This window comes from Carnobacterium sp. GW821-FHT04C06 (assembly GCF_059420345.1).
Genome location: NZ_JBWKTN010000010.1, coordinates 1 through 4,330, shown reverse-complemented (window position 1 = coordinate 4,330; position 4,330 = coordinate 1). Strand labels below are relative to the sequence as shown.

5 protein-coding genes and 1 pseudogene are annotated in these 4,330 nt (G+C 32.1%); 5 read left to right on the top strand and 1 reads right to left on the bottom strand.

What is annotated here, in order from left to right; all coding sequences use genetic code 11:
* Positions 1 to 323: 323 nt before the first annotated feature.
* From AC07SW_RS13270 to AC07SW_RS13250, 5 genes are all read left to right on the top strand, one after another.
* Positions 324 to 575, top strand: a complete 252-nt coding sequence (locus tag AC07SW_RS13270) for a hypothetical protein (protein WP_135022802.1) — start codon at positions 324 to 326, stop codon at positions 573 to 575.
* Between the two features lie 12 nt (positions 576 to 587).
* Positions 588 to 941, top strand: coding sequence for a hypothetical protein (locus AC07SW_RS13265; RefSeq protein WP_135022803.1), 354 nt, complete (start codon positions 588 to 590; stop codon positions 939 to 941).
* Complete coding sequence (locus tag AC07SW_RS13260; RefSeq protein ID WP_135022804.1) at positions 932 to 2,662, top strand: T7SS effector LXG polymorphic toxin; 1,731 nt, start codon at positions 932 to 934, stop codon at positions 2,660 to 2,662. Before AC07SW_RS13265 ends, AC07SW_RS13260 begins: the two co-directional genes overlap by 10 nt.
* Positions 2,663 to 2,675: 13 nt before the next feature.
* Positions 2,676 to 3,290: a TipC family immunity protein gene (locus AC07SW_RS13255; protein WP_135022805.1), complete on the top strand. Its 615-nt coding sequence runs from the start codon at positions 2,676 to 2,678 to the stop codon at positions 3,288 to 3,290.
* A gap of 342 nt (positions 3,291 to 3,632) precedes the next feature.
* Positions 3,633 to 3,965, top strand: coding sequence for a hypothetical protein (locus tag AC07SW_RS13250; protein WP_463685476.1), 333 nt, complete (start codon positions 3,633 to 3,635; stop codon positions 3,963 to 3,965).
* Between the two features lie 8 nt (positions 3,966 to 3,973).
* Here AC07SW_RS13250 and AC07SW_RS13245 read toward each other — a convergent pair.
* A pseudogene (locus AC07SW_RS13245) lies at positions 3,974 to 4,255 on the bottom strand (integrase core domain-containing protein); the annotation flags it as partial.
* Between the last annotated feature and the right edge of the window lie 75 nt (positions 4,256 to 4,330).

The window sequence follows — 4,330 nt, the reverse complement described above, 5'->3', positions numbered from 1 at the left end:
TGACATGGATTGACACTTCCTTTGAGTTCTATTTTACCCTCTCTCTAAAAGTGTCTCAAGTACCATACTACATCCACGAATTCATTTGGTGTAAGATGGGTATAGGTCATTTGTCGTCACTCCTTATAATTCTTTGGTCAGAACTATTTTGAGTGTAGCACAAATGACTTATTTAGTTGTTTAGCTTAATTTTACTATCGGCGGATTAAAAAAATGTGTTTATTGTGAAGTATTTTTGGTATAGTTGTATTAAAGAGAATCTTATAGCTAAATATTACATACAATGAAATTTAAATAAAAACACCTAGAAAGGATAAATTATAATGGGGAAACTCGCATCAAGTATAAGTGCTGCTAGTATTGCTGTTAAAGGAGTTCAATCCGTTTCTATCAATAGTGGTGTACAAGTTTATTTTGATAAAAGTAGCATAACTAGCATGAAAACTGGAGAAAAAGTGAATAATCAATTATTGTCAGATTTATCGCAGTTAATCGATTGTGTAAAAGAGCAGAGCCAAAAATTCCCAAAGATAGCTGAAATCATAGCGATTGAAGATAGTAAATTCAAGTTTTAAGGGGGTGATACTATGGATAAAAATGAACAAGAAAGAGTAATGTATAATCGCTTAATTATAGAGAAGGAAAATAGTGTTGATGACTTAAAAAATGATCAACGAAAAATAGAGGGTAGTTTGCAACAGTTGCAAGAAGATTTACAAAGAGGGTATCGTATGCTAGGTATGCTAAACGATGAAAAATTTCGTGAAAACCCAGAAAATCTTCAATTACAAAGAAGAGATGAAGAACAAGAGCATTTGTTTAAAAGTCAATTAAGAGAAGCAGAGGAGGAACTCTCTGAAAGTTATACTAAGCAAAGAAAAGTCCTTGACGATGAAGCAGAAGAGCTCTATAGAAAAAGAGGTGGAATTCCATGGGATTAATTTATACTAGCTCGGATTCAGCACAATTAATTAATGCATTAAAAAAGAACCTCCAAACTGGGAAAGAGGCTTCTGAACAATTAAAAGTAGGCAGTCAAAAAGTAATTACTGCAGTAGATGGTAAAACTCTCTCTGGTGCTGCATATACTGCAGGAAAAGGTCTATTTAGTGAGTTAGTTTTACCGACTATTTGCAAAGTGACATCAGCGATGGAAAGTATTGAACAAGAGCTACAAGCATATACTAACGCTGATCAGAATATATCAAGTGAAGGAACACTAGATGAAGACAAGCTGAACCAACAAATTGCCACAAAAAAAGCAATGAAATCATCGGTTGATGCTTCTGCAGCAGTTGCTAGAGCGTTGTCTAGAAATAATCCTGTTGCGAAAATTTTAGATGCCTTGTTAGACGTTCAAAACAATCTGAATCGTATGTCGAATACGTTCGAAGATGATATCCGAGAATTACAAAAGAAGGTAGAAAAACTACATCAGTTCTCTTCACAAACCAATAGTCTTTTTACCAATAGCTTAAATGATATGAAACTAGCGATGCAAGGAGTTTTAGTATTAAACAATACAATTGTAAATAGTGATGGAAGTTATTCATTACCTGCGGGTATTGATAAAAGCTGGTTTGAAAATCTGAAAGATACAAAACAGTTAAGAAAAATGGAAGAGAAAAAAGCTTATATCCAATTGCTGCAAGATCAATTTGGATTTGATGAAGCAACAGCCCAGCAAATTTTCAAGATGAAGGAAGGAATTGATGAAAAGTTTCCTAAACTGTCACAAAAGGAAAAAGATTACCTACTTGCAAGAATCCTTGGTGAGTTTAGCTACAGTGATGGCTTGAAAGATAAACTGATGTGGTCAAATACTGCAGGTGACTTGTCAGATTATTTTTATTCAGAAGTATGGGGAGGTTCCGAAGGGAAGATAAAAATTCCGAAAGAATTAAAAGAAATTCTTCTATATTTAGGCTTATCAGAAAAAGAATACAAAGAATTGCATTATAATTTAAGACTACAACATGAATTGTCTCCTGGGAATTTGAAAGCGGAGGAATTACCACCTGAGGCATACAGAAATGCAAAAAATACATTTATGGATGCATATGGACAGACTAGTGATGAAGAATTTAATGAATTTTGGAATCAGAAATTAATAGATTTTGATGGAAAAGGAGATTTTACACATCAATCTATTACAACTGCAACAATATTAGATGAAAATATCCGTTTAGCTAATGCAACTGGTCTGTACACTGGACGTTTTGATTCAGAATCTGTTGATGAAATAGCTGGTTGGAGGGGAGATACTACTACACAGGCACTCAAACAACCTAGTATCGGAAATGATGACTATAAAGCAGATTTAGATGCAGTCAATATTGCTCAACGAATGAAAGAGCAAAATATTAGCTATTCCCAAGCATCAAATGAATACTATAATGACCTTTTTAATCAACAAACAAATCGAGCAGAAGAATTTAAAAAGAATGTTAATTATGAGTATGTAAAAAAAGAAATTTTGAAGGATTTGGCACCTCAAACTAAGCCTACAGGTATTAGTGGAATGAATCCAGATAATCCACCAAGTGTAGCAACGACTGAGGAAGAGCAACTACGGTATTTAAAAGAAAATTATCCTGCTTCTTATGACTTTATTCAAAGTTTAAAAAATAATGAAAACGAGTATACAAATTATCACAAGTAGGAGGCATGTTAAAGTGAAAAAAAAAATAACTTGGATAGTGGTTGGGTCACTTATTTTACTGATACCTCTCATTTTTATCGTCTACAACAAAATGAAAATACAAAATATTTTTGATGAAATTTATTATGATAGTGTTGAGTCAACTGGTGAGTTTTTTCATAGAAGATCTTCATTGGGAGATATTAAAGGCATGTCTTCTGGCACTACGAATTTAACAGATATAGCTACTTCCGAAGGTGAAAAAGCTATCATGGAATCTTACGAGTCTCAAAGTTTAAATCCTCCTATGAAGTCCTTAAGTATCATAAATAATAGTACAAAAAAGTATTTAGTCATCGGATATTCCTATGAAGTTACTTCAACTATAATAATTTTTTTTGAAAATCACTATGATGTAAGTACAAAAAAATTAAAAAGTGAAATATCATTTATAGATTCTGGTAAAAGAATAACCACTAAAAAAGAAGTTAATGAGTTGATTTCTAAATATAATATTACAGATGAACAATTGAAAACATGGTATGATCATGGGCTGAATAAAATACTTCTAAAAGATTGGGTATCTGTTTACCCAAGTAACTACTCAGGTGAACAACTAGGAAATGTCGATGTAATCGCTGAGTGGTAAAATACAGTCAATGTAAAGTAGCATGTAATTTTCTTTAAAAAAGAAGAAATTTAAAATTTTAACAAAAGAATATAGCAAAAATATTAGACTTAAATGACAAACGATAATTCCCATTTTGATGCTCTCAATTGTGAAATAACCTGATAATCCACTAAGTGTAGCTACGACTGAGGGAGAGAAACTACGGTATTTAAAAGAAAATTATCCTGCTTCTTATGACTTTATTCAAAGTTTAAAAAATAATGAAAACGAGTATACAAATTATCACAAGTAGGAGGCATGTTAAAGTGAAAAAAAATAACTTGGATAGTGGTTGGGTCACTTATTTTACTGATACCCCTCATTTTTATCGTCTACAACAAAATGAAAATACAAAATATTTTTGATGAAATTTATTATGTTGGCATTGAAGCAACAGGTGAAACACTTGAGAAACCTCATTCGGTATTACGTGATATTCCTGATATGAAACCGCGTGTTAGTAACTTATCAGGTCTTTCAAAGGATGGGGAAAAAATTACTGAAGAAAGTTATGAGGAAAGTGAACTACCCTCAGGTATGAATGCTTTGGTGATTGGGTTTTATCCAAAAGAAAAAAAGATGATTATTGATTTCAGTTATTCTATAAACGCAACAATCTATTGGACAGATGTCAATAAAGTAGACAGAAAATAAGTTAATTTTTAAAATGATTCAAAATAGTTTTGTTCTTTTTGATTTGGCGTAAGCATATTATTAGTGGAATGAGGTTTTTTGGGATTGTAAAACCCTTCAATATATTCAAATGAAGAAAGTGTGACTTCTTGAATAGTTTTAAAGATTCTACGGTCTAATTCTTCTTTTTTCATATATTTGAAAAAGGTTTCAGTTACTGCATTATCCCACGGATATCCTTTTTTAGAGTAAGAATAGGTGAGAGAATGACGATCTAAAAATTGTCTCATTTCACTGGACGTATATTGAGTGGATGTAGTATGGTACTTGAGACACTTTTAGAGAGAGGGTAAAATAGAACTCAAAGGAAGTGTCAATCCATGTCA

What these genes read in the sequence shown, in the direction of transcription:
- AC07SW_RS13270 (WP_135022802.1), top strand. Translation starts at nt 324, where the DNA reads ATGGGGAAACTCGCATCAAGTATAAGTGCTGCTAGTATTGCTGTTAAA.
- AC07SW_RS13260 (WP_135022804.1), top strand. Translation starts at nt 932, where the DNA reads ATGGGATTAATTTATACTAGCTCGGATTCAGCACAATTAATTAATGCA.
- AC07SW_RS13265 (WP_135022803.1), top strand. Translation starts at nt 588, where the DNA reads ATGGATAAAAATGAACAAGAAAGAGTAATGTATAATCGCTTAATTATA.